Source organism: Thalassobaculum sp. (genome assembly GCF_040219215.1).
In the GTDB taxonomy this organism is placed as follows: Bacteria; Pseudomonadota; Alphaproteobacteria; order Thalassobaculales; family Thalassobaculaceae; genus Thalassobaculum_A.
In genome coordinates, this window is the sequence record NZ_JAVJSX010000019.1 from 17,449 (window position 1) to 34,084 (window position 16,636).

Genomic DNA, 16,636 nt, shown 5'->3' on the forward strand with positions numbered 1-16,636 from the left:
CGAGCACCCCTACTTCGCCGTCAGGATCGCGACGACGCGCTTGGCGAACTCCGCGTCTGCCCCCGCCGCGACCTTGCGGTCATTGGCGACGTGCGAGATCACCAGAAGTTGCCCGGACAGGTGCGGGTAGAAGGCAAAGATTTCGGTCACCGCCTTGCCGTCGCCGATATCGGAGCATCGAATCTCGACCCGCTTGACCTGGATGGTGGTGCCGGAAAGCGGCCGAGTGTCTGCCGAAGACGTCATTTCGCCTTTGCATTTCGGCTGCTTCTGCTGGACCAGATTGTCGCGCAACGCCTCGGCGTCGGGGTTCGACCCCACACCGGTGGCAAGGCCCAGCCCATCGGCGACATTCCAGAGCAGCGCCGCGTTCCACTTGCGCATCGCATCGGGCAGATCCTCCGGAACGGTGAAGAATCCGGGCTTCCCACTGGTCACAACCTGCCCGGCAAAGTCCCGGGGCGACAGGGCGAGCAGATCCATGCCCTTGACCCGCTTGGCGGGTCCGGCCGGCTTTGCCGCACCGGCAGCGGGCGCGGCAGGCTTGGCGGTCGCCGGCGCGCCCGATGCGCTCTGCGTCCAGCATTGATCGAGTTCGCCGATTGCCTTGAAGGTTCCGGTCAGCTTGAAGTTGATCGCCTGGGTCGCCGTGGTGATGTGAAGCACATTGCCGCGCTTAAGAGATTCGGCCAATGCCGCCCCGTCGGCGCCGAACTGGGCAGCCATCGCATCCTTCGACACGACCTGAAAATCCCCGGTTCGCTTGGCGCCACCGTCGACCCAGAGCGTCACGTGCTGCGCGGTATTCGGCTGCAGTTCCCACGCTTTGTTCAGCAGCCAGATCTCGAACGCACCTTCGACGGAGCGCCCGAACCCGAGCCGCATGCCGTTGGGATGCTCGGAGGTCATGACGCAGCGTTCGAACTTGCCGCTGCTGCTGGCGTACGCGCTGCCCGTCCATGGTCCGCTTTCGAACTTGGCAAAAGCGGGTACGGAAAAGCCCGTCACCAGGATGGCGGCCGTCATCCACGTCCCCACCATCCACCGAATTACCGACGCCATAAACCGTCTCTCCGTTGCATACCGCAAGTTCACGGGCGCGATTGGCGCACCCAATTGTTACGCAAATTTGGCAGTGATCCCACCGTCGACCACCAGTTCGGTCGCGGTCACGTACTTGGCCTCATCCGAGGCCAGGAACAAGGCCGCGTGCGCGACGTCCCACGCATCACCCATCTTGCCGGTCGGACACTGTGCGTCGCGCAGTCGGATCATCTCTGCGGCATCACCCTTGGCATAGGCATCGGGCAGGCCGGCAAAGATCAGCGGCGTGTTCATCAGGCCGGGCAGAATGCAGTTCGATCGGATCCCCTGCCCGGCGTACTGCAGGGCGATCGCCCTGCTGAACGGGATCAGCGCGCCCTTGGTGGTGGAATAGGTGATGTAGTCGACGCCGGTGTGCCGGATGCCGGCGATCGATGAGATGTTGACGATGGCGCCGCCACCGCGCTTCAGCATCTCGGGGATCACCGCTTTGCAGACCAGGAACGCGCTTTTCAGGTTCACGTCCGCAACCAGGTCCCACTCCGCCTCGTCGACCTCGACCGGACCGCCGACCCGGACGATCCCGACGTTGTTGTCGAGAATGTCGATGCCGCCGAACGCCTCGACCGCTGTGCGGACCATGGCATCGACCTGGTCCTTTCGGGAGACATCGCAGATCACGGCAATCGCTTCGTGCCCTTCGCCGGCGATGATCGAGCGGGTTTCCTCGGCCGCCGTCGGATTGACGTCGACACACACCACCCTGGCACCCTCGCGCGCGAACAGCACCGACGTCGCCTTGCCGTTCCCCCATCCGGGACCGATCGACCCTGCCCCGGTCACAACCGCCACCTTGCCCTGCAGTCGCCCGGCCATCCGCTTCTCCACTGCGCTGATTCGCGGCGGCATATTGCCTTGTCACGCTCCGAAACGCGATGACTGCCTGTAGCGCCCTATACAAGTTCCTTTGTCCGTTCACTCCGGGGACGCCAAAGGATACCGTCACGCGCCGGCACCCTGTGCCGACGACCGGCCCGCACGGCGACAGCCGGCAGGCGAAGGAGGGGCAGGATGCCGAAACGCGGCAAGACCGGCGAGCAGCCGGTGCGGGGAACCGTCGGTGAGGTCTTTCTGGCCTTCCTGCGGCTCGGCCTGACGGCCTTCGGAGGGCCGGTCGCACACATCGGCTACTTCCGGTCGGAGTTCGTCGTGCGTCGGCGCTGGCTCGACGACGCGGTCTACGCCGACATGGTGGCGCTCTGTCAGTTCCTGCCCGGGCCGGCGTCATCGCAGGTCGGCCTGTGCCTTGGTGCCCGCCGTGCGGGAGTTCTCGGAGGAGCCGCCGCGTGGCTGGGGTTCACTCTGCCGTCCGCGGTGCTGATGATTCTGGCGGGGCTCGGTGCGGTTGCCTTCGGTGTCAACGATCCGGCCGTCGCCGCGGCAGTACACGGCCTGAAGCTGGTCGCCGTCGCCGTGGTGGCGCAGGCTGTTCAACAGATGGCCGGACGCCTCGCCGCCGATGCCCATCGCGCCACCATCCTGGTCGCCTCGGCCACGCTGGCGCTATCCGTCGATGGGCTGGCGGGGCAACTTGGGGCCATAGGTCTCGGCGCGGTCGCCGGGTTGGTTATCGGGCGACGCAACGGCGCGGTCCCCGACCGTCGCAATCCGGCACCGTTGTCGATGCGCGTGCCAATGCCCGTGGGCGCCGCGCTGCTGGCGATCCTGGCCGGCCTGCTACTAGCCCCGGTCTTCGTGCCGGTCCCTGAAGCCCTGCGGATCGCCGACGCCTCGTTCCGCGCCGGCTCCCTGGTGTTCGGCGGCGGCCATGTGGTGCTGCCGCTGCTCGAGGCGGACACGGTCCGAACCGGTCTGGTCGACCGCGATACCTTCCTGGCCGGCTACGGTCTCGCCCAGGCCGTACCCGGTCCCTTGTTCACTTTCGCGGCGTTTCTCGGGGCGGCGGCACCGACGCCTGGCGGGGTGCTTGGCGGAATCCTCGCCGTCGTCGCCGTGTTCCTGCCGTCGTCGCTGGTGCTGTTCGGCGCGCTGCCGTTCTGGGACCGGCTGCGGTCCTGGATGCCGGCTCGCGCCGCCTTGGACGGCGTCAACGCGGCCGTGGTCGGGCTGTTGGTCGCGGTGCTGTACGACCCGGTCGCAACCGCCGCGATCACCGGTCCACGCGACGTAGCGGCGGTGCTGGTCGCTTACCTGCTGTTGGAAGTCTGGAAGGCGCCGCCGTGGGCGGTGGTGCTCGGCTTCGGCTTCGCCGGAGCGCTGCTCAGTCTCTGATGTCGGCCGGTTCAGCGCCCGAAGCGCACCACCACCTGGGTGTTCCGCCGACCGGCCGGACACACCTCCGTGCCGCCATATTCCTGCTCGCGAACGCGCTCGATATCCCGGCTGTCCAGCCGGAACAGATCGCACGCGATGAACTCGGCTATCGCTGCCATCACGCGCTCAATCCACAGCATCCCGCCCTCCCCGGCAATCACCCAATGAATGTTAGGGCGCCACTCCAGGATTGCAATTGCCCACGGCACGTCATCCAGGCGATCGATCGTTCACCGGCTGGCCTCTCCGCTGTCCAGAAACGCGTCGACCGCATCCCAGAACGCTCGGCGGATCGGCTCAAGTTCACCCAGGATCTCATGCTTGGCATCGGAGAGGCGCAGAACCTGCGCATCGGGTAACCGGTGGGCGGCTGCCTCGATCGCCGCGTTCGACACGATGGTGTCTTGGCCGGCCACAGCAAGCAGGAGCGGTATGCGTACGCGCTCCAGGACTCCCGGAACCGTCACCGCCTCGATTGACCGGAGCGCCGCCCGTACCCAGGAGAACGTCGGATCCGCAAGCACCAGGTCCGGGTTCTCGGCCATCAGGCGGTGCAGCCGCTCGAAGCGCGCCTGGTCCTGGGTCAGAACGTTGCCCTCAAACCTCTGCCGGCGTGGTCCATAACCCGCACCGCCGAAGATGTAGCTGCCCGCCAGCGGGGTGAGGCAGAATCCCTCCACCAGACACCGCGCCAGCCAGTTGGGGAGACCCGTCCGTCCGATCCCGAGCATCGGCGCGATCAGAACAGCCCGATCCACCCGCTCCGGCCGATCGATGGCGTAGCGCAATGCCAAGTGCGCGCCCATCGAGTGTGCGACCATGAAGAATCGACCGTCCCGGAAGCCAGCAAAGCCATCCAGGACGGCCTGCAGGTCCTCCAGATGGGTTTCCATCCGGTCGATGTGCCCTTTGTGGCGATCGGCCAGCAGCCGGTCGGACAGACCTTGTCCCCGCCAATCCAGGGTCAGCACGCTGAATCCGCGGTCGGTCAACTCACCGATCGATTCCAGATTCTTTTCGATGAATTCGGTGTAGCCCGAGAGAAACACGCACAGACGAGGCTCGCCACCAGAAGCACTGACGGGATCGAAACGCGCGGCACGCAGTCGGATACCGCCGGGGCGCTCGATCAACGTTGCACTTCCACCAGCCGCCTCGACCGTCTCTGGGACGGAGGTATGGATCATTGTGACAGCACGACCCCGCAGGTCGGTGTCCAGGACAGGTGCACCCGGTCGCCCCAGGTAAACGGTCGACGGGTCACCCGGTCGACGTTGGCGATCGCAACCTTGATCAGCGGATGCTCGTCGTCGAGCCGGACGTGGAAAATCGACACTTCGCCGAGATAGGTGATCTCTTCGACGGTTCCCATCACCGTGTTACGCGCCGCGTCCACCGGCGGATCGTTCGAGATGTCGACCTTTTCCGGCCGCAGCGCCAGCCATCCGGTCGATCCGACCGGCAGGCCGGCTTCCTGCTCGATCTCCACCGGGACCGGGACGCCCGGTGCCCGCAAGCGGACGTGGCCGCCCTCGCCCGCCTCCACCCGCCCTTCGATCAGGTTCACAGAGCCGATGAAGTCGGCGACGAATTTGGTCTGAGGGAACTCGTACAACTCGGCGGGCGGCGCGGTCTGCTGGACCCGGCCGTGATCCATGACGGCAATCCGGTCAGCCATTGAAAGCGCTTCGCCCTGGTCATGAGTTACAACGATGAACGTGATCCCAACGCTCTCCTGCAGATTGACCAGTTCCAACCGCATCTGTTCCCGCAGCTTGGCGTCCAGTGCGGATAGCGGCTCGTCCAGCAGCAGCACCTTCGGCCGTTTCACCAGCGCCCGGGCCAATGCCACCCGCTGCCGCTGCCCGCCTGAGAGTTGGTCGGGACGCCGCGGTCCGTAACCACCGAGCTTGACCAGGTTCAAGGCCTCCTCCGCCTGCTCCCAGGCGTCGGCCTTGGGAACACCGTCAACCTTGAGGCCGTAGGCCACGTTGTCGCGCACGCTCATGTGCGGGAACACGGCGTAGGACTGGAACACCATGTTCACCGGCCGACGGTTCGCGGGCACCATCGACATGTCCTGCCCGTCGATCCGGATGGTACCTCCCGTCGGGAGTTCAAGTCCTGCCAACATCCGCAGCAGGGTGGTCTTGCCACAGCCCGAGGGGCCCAGCAGCGCAAAGAACTCCCCGCGGCGGATCGTCAGGTCGACCGAGTCGACCGCCAAGATCGGACCGTATCGCTTGCTCAGCCCGCTGATCTCGATGATCGGGGTGTCGTCCGTTCCGATCGCGCTCATCCCACCGCCCTCTCCGCCTTGTCGTTCGCCCGGTTCTGCAGCCACAGAGCCGTCGCCGTCAGTGCCACGGTGATCACGATGAGAATCGTCGATGCCGCGTTGACCTCCGGCGTCACCGAGAACCGGACCATCGAGTAGACCTTGACCGGGAAGGTCACGGTGTTCGGGCCCGACGTGAAGAAGGTGATGACGAAATCGTCCAGCGACAGGGTGAAGGCCAGCATCCCGCCGGCCACCAGCCCCGGCCGCATGAACGGGATCATGACGTCCCGGAACACCTGCCACTCGGTGGCGCCCAGGTCTTGCGCCGCTTCGGCCAGTTCGCGGTTGAAACCCTCGAGCCGGGCGCGGACCACGACCGCAACGAACGGGAAGCTGAACGAGACATGCGCGATGGTGATGGCAGAGAGTGAGAATGGCCAGGGCAGGTCGCTCGGCCATCCGACGCGTGAGAAGAACGCCAGCATCGCCACGCCCATGCAGATCTCCGGAATGACGATCGGCAGGGCCATCGCCCCTTCGTAGCCGGCGCGGCACGGAAACCGGAACCGCCAGAGCAGCACTGCAACCAACGCTCCGAGGATGATCGAGATGATCGTCGAAGCCAGGGCGATCGTCAGCGAGTTGCCGAATGCCTCGATCAGGCTGTCGTTGCGCAGCGCCTTGCCATAGTAGTCGAGGGTAAAGCCCTGCCAGACGATGTTGCGCCGGCTGTCGTTGAAGCTGAATGCGATCAGCGTGATGATCGGCGCGTACAGGAACACGAAGACCACCATCAGCATCAACCGCACCCAGGTGCGGCGGGCATAGTCGAGCGGACCGACCGGCGTCGCCGTCGCCATCATACCCTGCCCTGTCCGGCGGTGCGCCGGCTGTAGAGCGCCCGCAGCGCCAGGGCACCGAAGGTCAGATACATCAACAGGAACGACAGCGCCGAGCCGAACGGCCAGTCGTTGGCGCTCTTGAACTGCCGCTCGATGACGTTTGCGATCATCTGACTGTCGGTGCCGCCCAGCAGGTCGGGCGTCAGGAACGAGCCGAGTGCGGGAATGAACACCAGGATCGATCCCGAGATGATCCCCGGCAGGGCCAGCGGCACGACGACAGTGCGAAACGCATGAAGCTGCGATGCCCCCAGGTCCAGCGCCGCCTCGATCAGCGAACGGTCCAGCTTCTCCAGCGACGCATACAGCGGCAGCACCATGAACGGCAGGTGCACGTACACCAGACCGACCACCACGGCGGTGTTGTTGTACAGCAGTTCCAGCGGTTCGAACCGGCCGCCGAGAAGTTGCAGGGATCCGAGCCCGATCAGCGACAGCACGCCATTCGCCTGGTCCCAGAACCATTCAAGCGTGAAGTTCACGAACCCCCGGGTCCGCAGCACCGCGATCAAGGCGTAGGTCCGGATCAGCAGGTTGGTCCAGAACGGCAGGATGACCAGCAGCAACAGCAATGCCCGCCACCGCCGTGGCGCAAAAACAATCGCCAGCGCCACCGGAAAGCCGAAGACCAGCGAAACCACCGTGGTCAGCCCGGCGAACACGAAGGACTTCAGGAAGATCTGCAGATACAGCGGATCGATCGCCCTCGCGTAGTTGGAGAGCGTCCCGGTCACCTCCATGTCGACGACGCCGCGTAGCTCGGCGAAGCTGAGCACCCACACCAGGGCCAGGGGAATCAGGAAGAACCCCAACAGCCACGCGGTCGGCGGCAGACCGATGATCCAGAATACCAGCGGGTTACGCCGCCAACTTTCCATCGCGCCTGCCCCCCGGCCGCAGCGCGAAACTCAAGCGGCGCCGATCTTCGTCCAGAGCCGGTCGATCAACTGGGTGTATTCGGTTCCCTGATAGATCGCGGTCTCGCAACGGGCGATCACGTCATCCGATGGGAAGATGGCCGGGTTGCCGGTATACTCAGGTTTCATCAGTGCCTTGGCCGCCGCGTTCGGTGTGGCGTACTGGATGAAGTCGGCGATTGCCGCCCCAGCCTTGGCGTCCAGCAGGTAGTTGATGAAGGCGTGCGCGTTTTCCGGATGCGGCGCGCCGTTCGGAATGGCCAGCGTATCTTCCCACAGCAAGCCGCCCTCGTCCGGGACCACGTAGGAGATGTCCTTGTCCTCGGCCATCACTTGCAGGATGTCGCCGTTCCACTCCATGGTCAGGTCGACCTCGCCCGACAACAGCAGGTCCTGGCCGTTATCCTCGGCGAACACCTTGATGTGCGGCTTCTGCTTGATCAGCATCTCGGCGACCTTCTCGAGCTTCGCCGGATCGGTCTCGTTGAGCGGCCAGCCCAGGTACTTGCAGCCGACCTGCAGAACCGTCGACGGGGCGCCAAGCAACGCAATTCTGCCGGAGTACTTGTTGGAGTCGTAGAGCGCCTTCCAACTGTTCGGCACGCCGTCCACCCGGCTCTTGCGGTAGCCGATGCCCACTGTTCCCCACATGTACGGCAGAGAATACTTGCGGCCGGGATCGAATTTCGGGTTCAGGAACGGCTTGGAAATATTGGCAATATTGGGGATCTTCGAGTGATCCAGCGCCATCAGCATCTTTGCCGTGATCATGCGCTCGGCGTAGTCGTTGGTCGGCACGATCACGTCGTAGCCCGGATTGCCTTCCTTCAGCTTCGCGAACAGTTCGTCGTTGTCGGCGAACAGGTCCATGGAGACATCGACGCCGGTCACGCCCTTGAAGTCAGCCAGGGTCGTTTCGCCGATATAGGTGTCCCAGTTGTAGAAGTTGAGCTTCTTCTCTTCGGCGCTCCAGCCGTTCTTGGGAAGGAAGGTGAGGCCGGCGGCGACGGCGCCGGTGCCCGCGAGGAAGGAACGACGCGTCGAGCGCCGAGTTGAGTGGTCTACCATCCGTCGTGCCTCCCCTACCGATGACCCCTTGCCGACGGCCCATTCCCGGGTCCGCCACCATTGTGCAGTGCCGAAAGCAAAAACGCTCACGGCTCCGCTGTCAATCGGGCAGGTTGTTGCGCGGACGCCCCAAGCGATCAGACGGACAGGTCGACGAACGCCCCACGCGGCGGCGCCTCACCGGCAGAGCCGGCAACGACCGCGGCATCCACGGTCTGTGGTGCCACCGGATTGTCGTCCTCCCGAGCGGCCGTGTCCGTCGCCAGATCGGCGGATTGGAATTCCGCCTGCACCACCGCGTCCTGGGCTTCGGCGTTCTCGCGCTCCAACCGGGCCTGTTCGGCGAGTGCCTCGCTGGCGCGCGCACGCGCCTCGCTGAGTTCACCCGCCGTTACGGTAGCACGCTGGACGACGTTCAAGCCGGTGCGGAGGCCGGTGCCCAAAGACGCAAGTCCGCGCAACCCACCCGACGACTCAGTCGGGTTCCGATTCACGCTTCCCTGGCCAAGCGCCCCACTCGACAGGGACAGCGACGACGTGCTGATGCCGATCGCCATGTCGTCCGTTAATCCTCCGTTAACACATTATGCGCAACGCGAGGCGGAACGGCAAGTTCCTCAGAGTCCCAGGTCGACCTGTGTCTGGTCGATACAGCGGCGTACCGTCTCCACCAAATGGTCGACTTCGGCGTGCGTGATTACCAATGGTGGTGCCGCGACCATTCCGTCGCGAACCGCTCGGAGAATCACGTTGTTTCGAATGCAGTGATCCCGGCAGATCGTGCCCGCGTGACCTTCCGGCTGGAAGAACACCGGGCCGTCCTTGTCGCGAACCAGCTCGATGCCGGCGATCAGGCCGACGCCGCGCACCTCGCCAACCAGCGGATGATCCGCGAGCTCGCGAAGCCGAGTCTGGAAGTACGGCCCGATATCGTCGCGCACCCGCTCGACCAGCCGCTCATCTTCAATGATCCGAAGATTCTCCAGGGCTACCGCACAGGCCACCGGGTGGCCGGAATAGGTGAAGCCGTGGAAGAACTCCCCACCCTCGTCGATCAGCGTGCGGGCGACCCGGTCACCGACCATGACGGCCGAAATCGGCATGTACCCGGACGACAACCCTTTCGCGAGAGTCATGAAGTCGGCCTGAATACCAAAGGTCTCCGCGCCGAACCAGTTGCCGGTCCGCCCGAAGCCGCAGATCACCTCGTCGACGACCAGCAGGATCCCGTACTGGCGGCAGATTCGTTGAATCTCCGGGAAATAGCTGTCCGGCGGAACGATGACCCCGCCGGCGCCCTGGATCGGTTCGGCGATGAAAGCCGCGATTCGGTCCGGTCCGACGGCTTGTATGCGCTCCTCCAGGGCCTGGGCGGCAGCGATCCCGAACTCATCGGGTGTCATGTTTCCGCCGTCTCGCAGGTAGTAGGGCGGACGAATGTGCTCGAAGCCGGGCAACGGCATTCCGGTCTGCTTGTGCATCGCGGTCATGCCGCCGAGGCTGGCCGCCACCATCGTTGAACCGTGATAGGCGTACTCGCGGCTGATGATGACATTGCGGTCCGGCTGGCCGTGAAGCTGCCAGTAGCGCCGTACCATGCGCACGATCGTGTCGTTCGCCTCCGACCCGGAGTTGGCAAAAAACACATGCTCCAGTCCTTCAGGGGTGAGCTCGGCCAGACGGGCAGCCAATACTGTCGCGGGTTCGGTCGTCGTCTTGAAGAAGGTGTTGTAGTACGGCAACTCGCGCATCTGGCGGGCCGCCACGTCGGCGAGTTCCGGGCGTCCGTAGCCGACGTTCACGCACCAGAGACCGGCCATCCCGTCGAGGATCGCCGTTCCCTTGGAATCCCATATCGTGCTGCCTTCGGCCCGCACGATGACCCGGCTGCCCTCGGCCGCCAGGGCCTTGTAGTCGGTGAACGGATGCAAGTGATGGGCTGCGTCGGCAGCCTGGAACGCAGCTTCATCGTCGGCGTTTGGCATCTTATTCATGATGATCTCGTTCTGAACGTTCCGATGCATGTGTAGAGGCGAGCCAGGCTCGTCGCTTCCCGCGGTCTTAACCGGTTTTTTACGGAGCCCGGAGCATGATTTGCCCTAAAGTGCCGCAAAAAGCAGAAACGACTGGGAGGAAATCATGGCAGCAGATTCGGAGGGCGTCGATCCGGCGTCGCCCGCTGGCAGCCAAGTCATGGACGTTATCGCCAAGGAGGCGGGCAGCCTGTCGATCGAGATCGTCGACGTGGCAGGAAACGTAGACGAGGTTGCCGGACGGATCGCCCGTCAGGCCGACGAGTTCCACCGTCTGAACGAAGCCGCCGTGCAGGTCGCCGGCAGCAACGCGGCAATTGTCGAGGCGGCCGAGCGCACCCGTGACATCGCTACCCGAGCGGCGGACGACGTGCAGTCGTCGCGCAGCACCGTCACGTCCGCGGTTTCCGATATTCACACCCTGGTTGAGGGGGTATCGGCGATCGAGGGCCGACTGAGCGGGTTGCAGGAAGCTCTCGGTCAGGTCGGCAAGATTGCCGAGGTCATCAACGCGATTGCCAAGCAAACCAATCTGCTGGCGCTGAACGCGACAATCGAGGCGGCGCGTGCCGGAGACGCCGGCCGCGGGTTCGCAGTGGTCGCAGGCGAGGTCAAATCCCTCGCCAACCAGACCGCCGAAGCCACCCTTGATATTGGACGCACCCTGAAGGATCTGGAAGCGCAAGCCCGTGAACTGATCGAGCAGGGCACGCAGACTACGCGGCTCGCCGACGGCGTGCGTGATGGGACCCAGGCGATCGGCACCGCCATGGGCACCATCGGAGATGCGGTCGAGGACATCGCAACCCAGGCGACCTCGATCGCCAGCGACGCAACCCTGATTGCGGAAACGTCGGCCAGCTTTCGGGTGAGCATCGAAACCATCACCGCGGACGTCGATCGGTCGAGCAGCACACTCAAGGAAGCCAGGGACCGTGTGAATCGCCTGATCGACACCGGCGAGCGCTTGGCCGGGTATTGCGCCGGATCAGGCGCCAACACCGTCGACCGCCCGTTCATCGCGAAGGTTCAGGAAGTCGCCAAGGCGGTTTCCGCAGCGTTTGAGGAGGCTGTTCAACGGGGTGAGATCACGATGGAGCAGCTGTTTGATCGCCAGTATACCCCGATCGCCGGCACCAATCCCGAGCAGCTCCGTGCGGGCTGCCTCAAGATCACAGATCAGGCGCTGCCGCCGATCCAAGAGCCGGTTCTCGCGTTCGACGAACGCATCGTGTTCTGTGCAGCCGTCGATGAGAACGGCTACCTGCCGACGCACAACAACAAGTTCAGCAAGCCCCAGGGCAACGACCCGGTCTGGAACGCGGCCAATTGCCGAAACCGACGGATCTTCAACGACCGCGTCGGCCTGAAAGCCGGGAAGAATCAGGAAACCTTCCTGCTGCAAACCTATCGGCGCGACATGGGCGGCGGGGTGTTCGCGTTGATGAAGGACGTCTCGGCACCGATCACCGTGCGCGGCCGGCATTGGGGCGGCGTGCGGCTGGCCTACAAGCCGTAGCCGTCGGCGGTTACACGTTCAGCAGCAGGAACTCCCGCTCCCAGGCACTGATGACCTGCATGTAGGCGCGCGACTCGGTCTCCTTCACCGTCGTCAGCACGTTCACGAATCGCTGCCCCAGCAGTTCGCGCAGCGGCTTGGCACGGTTCAGGCGCAGCAGCGCGTCCTCCAGGTGCCGTGGCAGGTTGACCGCGAGCTGGTAGGCGCTGCCGTCGATCGGTTTGGAAGGCTCCAGCTCCTCGACCACGCCGAGATAGCCGCAGGCCAAGGATCCGGCCATCGCGAGATACGGGTTGGCGTCGGCACCGGCGACCCGGTTCTCGACACGACGCGCTTCCGGAGAGGAGATCGGCACCCGAAAACCGACGGTGCGGTTGTCGATGCCCCAATGCACGTTGATCGGTGCGTCGTTGTCCGGCATCAGCCGCCGGTACGAATTCACATAAGGCGCCAGCAGCGGCATCGATGCCGACAGGTACTTCTGCAGTCCGCCGATGTAGTTCAGGAAGAACTCCGAGTTCTCGCCATCCTTGTCGGCGAACAGGTTCCGGCCGGTCTTGGCATCGCACACCGACTGGTGGATGTGCATCGATGATCCCGGCTCGCGCTGCATCGGCTTGGCCATGAAGGTCGCGTAGACTCCATGATCGAGCGCGGTCTGCCGAACGGTGCGCTTGAACAGGAAGGTCTGGTCGGCGAGTTCCATCGGGTCGCCGTGATTGAAATTGATCTCCAGTTGGGCGGCACCGGATTCATGGGTCAGGGTATCGACGTCGATGTCCTGAGCCTCGCAGTAGTCGTAGATGTCCTCGAACAGCGGATCGAACTCGTTGACCGCATCGATGCCGTAGGCCTGACGCGCGGTCTCCGGTCGGCCGGACCGCCCGACCGGCGGCTCGAGCGGATAGTCGGGATCGGCGTTGACCTTCACCAGGAAGAACTCGAGCTCCGGTGCGACCGTCGGCTTCCACCCCCGCTCGGCGTACAGATCGAGCACCCGCCGCAGCACATGGCGCGGAGAGACGTCAACGGGAGAGCCGTCGAAGTAATACGCGTCGCAGATGACCTGGGCCGTCGGCTCCTTGTACCAGGGCACCATCCGGATGGTCTCCGGTGCCGGGCGCAGATAGACGTCGCTGGCGCGCGGATTGAGGTCGTACTCCTCGATGTAGTCGCCGGTCACCGTGAGGCCGAAAACCGACTCGGGTATGCGCAGTCCCTGCTCGCCGATCGCCTTGAGGAATTTGCGGGCGGGCAGGATCTTGCCCCTTGGAATGCCGGAGACGTCGGAGACCATGCATTCGACTTCAGTGATTCGGCGTTCCTGAATCCAAGCTTCCAGATCGGGGATCATGAGACCTCGCGTGAACGGATGGCCAGACATACACCGCGCGCCCGCGCTCGGGCAACGCGCCTCTCCCGCTACGGCGGTGGGCATGCTATCACTGTGTTCTTCACAACCGTCGTTGGAATCCCATGTCCCCCGAAGGTCCCACCGGGCCCAATAGCTCCGCCGGCCGCCTCTTCGCCGAGACCTTTCTCGCCAAGAATCCCGAAGCCGCCACCATCGATATCCTGCTGCCTGACGTCTCCGGCGTCGTTCGCGGCAAGCGAGTCGGGCGGGATCAACTCGCCGGGCTGTTCGAGGAAGGTGCAGCCTTTCCGGCATCGGTGTTCGGGACCGACGTGACCGGTGACTCCGTCGATGAAACCGGCCTGGTCTGGGAACTCGGCGACGCCGACTATCCTTGCTGGCCGGTGCCGGGAACCCTGATGCCGGTTCCCTGGACTGCCCGCCCGTCGGCGCAGGTCCTGCTGACCATGACCGATCCGAACGGCGCACCGTTCTTTGCCGAGCCGCGGGTCGTGCTGCAGCGGGTGTTCGATCGCTACAAGGCGCGCGGCCTGACCCCTGTGGTAGCACTGGAGCTTGAGTTCTACCTGATCGACCGGAAGCGCGAGGATCACCTGCCGCCGATCCCGGCGATGTCGCCGGTTACCGGGGCGCGCCAGGCCACCACCCAGGTCTACGGCCTCGACGAACTCGACGACTTCGAAGCGGTGCTGGACGACGTCGCCAACGCCTGCCGCGTCCAGGGCATTCCGGCCATGGCCGCCTCGGCCGAGTACGCGCCCGGTCAGTTCGAGATCAACCTAACCCACGAGGCCGATCCGGTTCAGGCGGCCGATCACGCCGTGCTGCTGAAGCGGGCGGTCAAGGGCGTTGCTCGAGCCCACGGCATGAACGCGACCTTCATGGCCAAGCCGTTCAGCGAGGAAACCGGCAACGGCTTGCATCTGCACGTCAGCGTGTTGGGGCCGGACGGCAAGAACATCTTCGCCGACCCGAAGGGCGGCAAGCTCGGCTCACCGGCGTTGAGCCACGCGGTCGGCGGGCTGGCCGCGACCATGAACGACTGCATGGCGCTGTTCGCGCCGACCGCCAATGCCTACAAGCGGCTGCGACCAGCGAACTACGTGCCGATGTCGGCGTGCTGGGGCTACAACAACCGCAGCTGCGCGTTCCGGGTCCCGGCCGGGTCTGCTGCGGTGACCCGCATCGAGCATCGGGTCGCCGGCGCCGACGCCAACCCGTACCTCGCCACTGCGGCGGTGCTGGCCGGCATGCTGCACGGCATCGAGACCGAAGCCGAGGCCCCGCGGCCGATCGACGGCAACGCTTATGAAACCGAGGAGCCTTCGGTGCCCAAGACCTGGTCGGCGGCGCTCGACTGCTTCGAAAGCAGCGCGTTCGTCGCCAACTGGCTCGGGGCTGACTTCCAGCGGGTGTTCCACGCCGTCAAGGAAGCCGAACGACGGGACTTCGAGGCCGAAGTTACCCCCCTGGAGTGGCGGTGGTATCTGACGACCATATGACGCCTCCGCTTACCTGGTATCACGCGACCGCGCGGGCAGCGGCGCCTCGACCGACACTTGCGGGAGCCGTTCGTGCGCGGGTCTGCGTGATCGGCGGAGGGCTGACCGGGGTTTCGACCGCCCTCAACCTCGCCGAGCGCGGCATCGACGTCATCCTGCTGGAGGCCGAGGCGATCGGCCACGGTGCCTCCGGCCGCAACGGCGGCCAGATCGTCCAGGGCTACAGCGCACCGATGGAGCGCATCGAGGCCGCGGTCGGCCGCGCCGACGCCCAGGCGATCTGGGACATGGGTCGCGAGGCCATCGCCGCCATCCCGGAGCGGGTCAAACGCCACAACATCGATTGCGACCTGCGTTGGGGCTACCTGATCGCCGCGCTGAACCGCAGCCAGCTCGCCGACCTACGCGACACCGTCGAGCAATGGGCGGAGTATGGCTACCATGGTCCGGCCATGGTCGAGGGGTCGGCAGTCCGCACGGTTCTGTCGACCGATCTGTATGTCGGCGGGATGATCGAGCCCGGCAGCGGACAGTTGCATCCGCTGGCCTACCTGCTTGGCCTTGCGGGTGCTGCCGAAGCGGCCGGGGCGCGGTTGTTCGAGCACTCGGCCGCGGTCGACATCCACTATGGCGAGACGGTGCGGGTCACCACGTCAGGCGGCACGGTCGAGGCCGACACACTGGTGCTGGCCGGCAACGCGTATCTCGGCCGCCTCGTGCCGCAGATGAACCGCAAGGTCATGCCTGTCGCGTCGTTCATCGGCGTGACCGAACCGCTGGGCGAGGAACGCGCACAACGGTTGTTTCCCCAGGACGTGGCAGTGGCCGACTGCAACGTGGCGCTCGACTACTTCCGGCTCACCGCTGACCGCCGCCTGCTGTTCGGCGCCGGCGCCAGCTACTCCGCGACGACCCCGGTCGGTCTCAAGGACTGGCTAGCCCGACGCATCCGCCGGGTGTTCCCGGAGCTCATCGATGTCGCGGTCGAGTACGCCTGGGGCGGGTTGATCGGCATCACCCACAACCGGGTGCCGGATTTCGGCCGGCTGGCGCCGAACGTCCTGTACGCCCAGGGGTTCTCCGGGCAGGGAGTGGCCCTGACCGGGCTTGCCGGCACGCTGATCGCGGAGACGATCGCCGGCGACGACGGCCGGTTCCGTCTGATCGAGCAGGTTCGCCACCTGCCGTTCCCCGGCGGCCTGCTGAGGACGCCCACCCTCGTGGCCGCCATGGGCCTGCTGAAGCTGAAGGACCGATTGGGCTGGTGAACGCGGGAGTTCCCGATGACGACAGACCGCCCTCCCCCGATCGACCGCCTGCGCGCGATCTGCCTGGCGTTGCCCGAAGCCACCGAGAAGCAGGCCTGGGGCGATCCGACCTTCCGGATCCGCGACAAGATCTTCGCGATGGAGAAACGCGGCGACGGCCGAGTCTCTCTATGGTGCAAGGCACCGCCTGGCAGCCAAGCCGCCCTGGTCGGTGCCGACCCCGAAAGGTTCTTCGTACCGCCCTATGTCGGACACAAGGGCTGGATCGGCGTCCGGTTGGACAATGATCCCGACTGGGATGAAGTCGCGTCCCTGGTTCGGCGCAGCTATCGGCTGACCGCTCCCAAGCGTCTGGTCGGACCAACAGACGACTGAGAGCCCGGCGCCATAAGG

At 65.2% G+C, this 16,636-nt stretch carries 16 protein-coding genes; 5 read left to right on the forward strand and 11 right to left on the reverse strand.

Annotated elements, in window-relative coordinates; translation table 11 throughout:
• Positions 1-9: 9 nt before the first annotated feature.
• Positions 10-1,116, reverse strand: coding sequence for a hypothetical protein (locus tag RIC54_RS14235; RefSeq protein WP_350151128.1), 1,107 nt, complete (start codon positions 1,114-1,116; stop codon positions 10-12).
• A gap of 3 nt (positions 1,117-1,119) precedes the next feature.
• The gene (locus RIC54_RS14240; protein WP_350084849.1) at positions 1,120-1,920 is read right to left on the reverse strand and encodes an SDR family NAD(P)-dependent oxidoreductase; all 801 of its coding nucleotides are present in this window, start codon (positions 1,918-1,920) and stop codon (positions 1,120-1,122) included.
• 195 nt (positions 1,921-2,115) lie between these two features.
• Here RIC54_RS14240 and chrA point away from each other — a divergent pair, with 195 nt between their 5' ends.
• Positions 2,116-3,336 (forward strand): chromate efflux transporter, encoded by a 1,221-nt coding sequence (chrA, locus tag RIC54_RS14245; protein WP_350084850.1) that lies wholly within the window; start codon positions 2,116-2,118, stop codon positions 3,334-3,336.
• Between the two features lie 11 nt (positions 3,337-3,347).
• Here chrA and RIC54_RS14250 read toward each other — a convergent pair whose 3' ends face one another.
• The 8 genes from RIC54_RS14250 to RIC54_RS14285 all read right to left on the reverse strand — a co-directional run bounded on the left by RIC54_RS14250 (position 3,348) and on the right by RIC54_RS14285 (position 10,540).
• Entirely contained in the window at positions 3,348-3,518 is a 171-nt protein-coding gene (locus tag RIC54_RS14250; RefSeq protein WP_350084851.1) for a hypothetical protein, read from the reverse strand.
• A 90-nt stretch (positions 3,519-3,608) separates the two neighbouring features.
• Complete coding sequence (locus tag RIC54_RS14255) at positions 3,609-4,511, reverse strand: alpha/beta fold hydrolase (protein WP_350084852.1); 903 nt, start codon at positions 4,509-4,511, stop codon at positions 3,609-3,611.
• A gap of 50 nt (positions 4,512-4,561) precedes the next feature.
• On the reverse strand, positions 4,562-5,677 hold the full coding sequence (locus tag RIC54_RS14260; protein WP_350084853.1) for an ABC transporter ATP-binding protein: 1,116 nt from the start codon (positions 5,675-5,677) through the stop codon (positions 4,562-4,564).
• Positions 5,674-6,519 (reverse strand): ABC transporter permease, encoded by an 846-nt coding sequence (locus RIC54_RS14265; RefSeq protein WP_350084854.1) that lies wholly within the window; start codon positions 6,517-6,519, stop codon positions 5,674-5,676. Before RIC54_RS14265 ends, RIC54_RS14260 begins: the two co-directional genes overlap by 4 nt.
• Positions 6,519-7,439 carry an ABC transporter permease gene (locus RIC54_RS14270; RefSeq protein ID WP_350084855.1) on the reverse strand — a complete coding sequence of 307 codons (921 nt, stop codon included), beginning with the start codon at positions 7,437-7,439 and terminating at the stop codon, positions 6,519-6,521. The genes RIC54_RS14265 and RIC54_RS14270 overlap by 1 nt, the downstream gene beginning before the upstream one ends.
• Before the next feature lie 30 nt (positions 7,440-7,469).
• Positions 7,470-8,546 carry an ABC transporter substrate-binding protein gene (locus tag RIC54_RS14275; RefSeq protein WP_350084856.1) on the reverse strand — a complete coding sequence of 359 codons (1,077 nt, stop codon included), beginning with the start codon at positions 8,544-8,546 and terminating at the stop codon, positions 7,470-7,472.
• A 137-nt stretch (positions 8,547-8,683) separates the two neighbouring features.
• Positions 8,684-9,103, reverse strand: coding sequence for a hypothetical protein (locus tag RIC54_RS14280; protein ID WP_350084857.1), 420 nt, complete (start codon positions 9,101-9,103; stop codon positions 8,684-8,686).
• Between the two features lie 60 nt (positions 9,104-9,163).
• Entirely contained in the window at positions 9,164-10,540 is a 1,377-nt protein-coding gene (locus RIC54_RS14285; protein ID WP_502989645.1) for an aspartate aminotransferase family protein, read from the reverse strand.
• 145 nt (positions 10,541-10,685) lie between these two features.
• Here RIC54_RS14285 and RIC54_RS14290 point away from each other — a divergent pair, with 145 nt between their 5' ends.
• Positions 10,686-12,098: a methyl-accepting chemotaxis protein gene (locus tag RIC54_RS14290; RefSeq protein ID WP_350084858.1), complete on the forward strand. Its 1,413-nt coding sequence runs from the start codon at positions 10,686-10,688 to the stop codon at positions 12,096-12,098.
• Between the two features lie 10 nt (positions 12,099-12,108).
• On the opposite strand, the gene RIC54_RS14295 is transcribed toward RIC54_RS14290, so the two are convergent.
• Positions 12,109-13,452 (reverse strand): glutamine synthetase family protein, encoded by a 1,344-nt coding sequence (locus RIC54_RS14295; protein ID WP_350084859.1) that lies wholly within the window; start codon positions 13,450-13,452, stop codon positions 12,109-12,111.
• Between the two features lie 122 nt (positions 13,453-13,574).
• On the opposite strand from RIC54_RS14295, the gene RIC54_RS14300 reads away from it, so the two are divergent.
• Genes RIC54_RS14300 through RIC54_RS14310 form a run of 3 tightly spaced genes read left to right on the forward strand, consistent with a single transcriptional unit; the run spans position 13,575 to position 16,618 of the window.
• Entirely contained in the window at positions 13,575-14,975 is a 1,401-nt protein-coding gene (locus RIC54_RS14300) for a glutamine synthetase family protein (protein ID WP_350084860.1), read from the forward strand.
• Positions 14,972-16,243, forward strand: a complete 1,272-nt coding sequence (locus RIC54_RS14305; RefSeq protein ID WP_350084861.1) for an NAD(P)/FAD-dependent oxidoreductase — start codon at positions 14,972-14,974, stop codon at positions 16,241-16,243. The genes RIC54_RS14300 and RIC54_RS14305 overlap by 4 nt, the downstream gene beginning before the upstream one ends.
• A gap of 15 nt (positions 16,244-16,258) precedes the next feature.
• Positions 16,259-16,618 carry an MmcQ/YjbR family DNA-binding protein gene (locus RIC54_RS14310; protein WP_350084862.1) on the forward strand — a complete coding sequence of 120 codons (360 nt, stop codon included), beginning with the start codon at positions 16,259-16,261 and terminating at the stop codon, positions 16,616-16,618.
• The last annotated feature ends 18 nt before the right edge of the window (positions 16,619-16,636 follow it).